The sequence below is a fragment of the Microbispora bryophytorum genome (genome assembly GCF_006874465.1).
Taxonomy (GTDB): Bacteria; Actinomycetota; Actinomycetes; order Streptosporangiales; family Streptosporangiaceae; genus Microbispora; species Microbispora bryophytorum.
Map to the genome: position 1 here is coordinate 1 of NZ_VIRL01000055.1, position 1,652 is coordinate 1,652.

The following is a 1,652-nucleotide window of genomic DNA, read 5'->3' on the forward strand; positions in this document are numbered from 1 at the left end:
TGAGGTCGGGATGGAGTCATGATGGTGTCCGGTGTTCCGGCGGGGTTGGCGGGCAGGTGTCCGGGCGGGGTGTCGGGCCAGTTGCGGGGCTGGGGGTCGGGGGCGGGTTGGATGATCTTCGGGAGTGGGCTGGGGTAGGCGTGTCCGAGTGGGCTGGTCCAGACGATCAGTTGGGGGCCGGCCGAGGTGACCCGCCAGCCGCCGATGTGCCGGGCGCGGTGGTCGTGGCGGCAGGCCAGGTGCAGGTTGTCGGCGGTGGTGGCGCCGTTGTCGGCCCAGGGGTGGATGTGGTCCTGGTCGGTCCGGGTGGCGGGCATGCGGCAGCCCGGCCAGGAGCAGACCCGGCCCCGAATCTGGACATAGCGGCGTAAGGCCGCACCGGCATGCCGCCGACCGGCGGACTCACCGGACTCGGACTCGGACTCGGTGGACCCGGACTTGGTGGACCCGGACTTGGTGGACCCGGACTTGGTGGACCCGGACTCGGCAGGCTGTGCGGACCCGCCGGACTTGGAATCGGTGGACTCACCGGACTGGGCAGACTGTGCGGACTACCGGACTACCGGACTTACCGGACTTACCGGATGGGGTGGGTTGGGCTGCGTCGGGTGGATGAGTGTGGGGGCGGCCGTTTTGCGGTTGTCTGGTCTCGGCGTGCTGGGCGTGGCGGGCCAGGTCGGCGATCAGGGGGGCCCAGGCGCCGGTGGCGGTGGGAGTGGCGGCCAGTTCACGGAGTCGGGTGAGGGTGATTTGGAGCTCGACGATGCCGCCGCGTCGTGTATCGCGTGCGGGCTGTTGCGTGGGCGGGCAGGGGCGGCGGCCGGTGATGCCCGTCAGCAGCAGATGCCCGTTGTCGGTGCAGACGGCAAAGCGCCATTGCCCGGTGAGCATGGAGGCGACGATCCGGCGGGCCTGAGCGGCGTGGACCATGCCCCAGCCGGGCAGATGGGCCGGGTGCTCATCGAGGCCGAGCAGGGTGGTCAGCTCCACCCGTATCTCCCGCACCGACCATGCCCGCACCGACCATGCCCGCACCGGCCGCGTCTGCGTCGGCCACGCCTGCGTCGGCCGCGTCTGCGTCGGCCACGCCTGTGTCGGGCGGGTCTGCGTCGGCCACGCGTCTGCTGGGAGCGGTGACACCGGGCTGGGCTTGGCGCTGTCGTCACCGTCCCCGCCACCGGCACGCGGGTCAGCGAGTGCGGTCTCACCGTCGTCGGCGGCCTCGTCGGCGGCCTCGTCGGCGGCCTTGTCAACGGCCTCGTCGGCAGCCCTGTCAGCGGCTTTGCCGACGGCCTTATCGGCAGTCTTGTCGGCGCTCTTGTCGGCGATGTCGCGGGTGCGGTCATCGGCGTGGCCGTCGACGCCCTCCTGTCGGGGAGGATCGTTGCTGGTGTCAGCCGGGGCGCTCTCATCGTGGTCACGGGTCTCGCCGTCGCTCGTGTCATCGGCCTTGCCGACAGGGTGGCCGACGGGGACACCGGCAGGATCGTCGGCGTGGTCGCCGGCATGAGCGGTGTGGTCGCTGGTGTGGCTGTCGGGGCGATCCTGCGGGCGATCTCCATCGCGCGCCTGCCCGTGGATTGCGGTGCCGGTCGAGCCGCCGGTCCCGCTGCGGGCTTCAGGACGTGTCCGGCTGCGGGTTCCAGAGCTCC

1 protein-coding gene and 1 pseudogene are annotated in these 1,652 nt (G+C 71.8%); both read right to left on the minus strand.

Annotated features, from left to right (window positions below; genetic code table 11):
- Positions 1-317, minus strand: a 317-nt coding sequence (locus tag FLX07_RS35745) for an HNH endonuclease signature motif containing protein (protein ID WP_142576393.1), incomplete at its 3' end; no start/stop codon positions are given.
- Between the two features lie 208 nt (positions 318-525).
- Positions 526-1,652, minus strand: a pseudogene (locus FLX07_RS36790) (hypothetical protein); the annotation flags it as partial.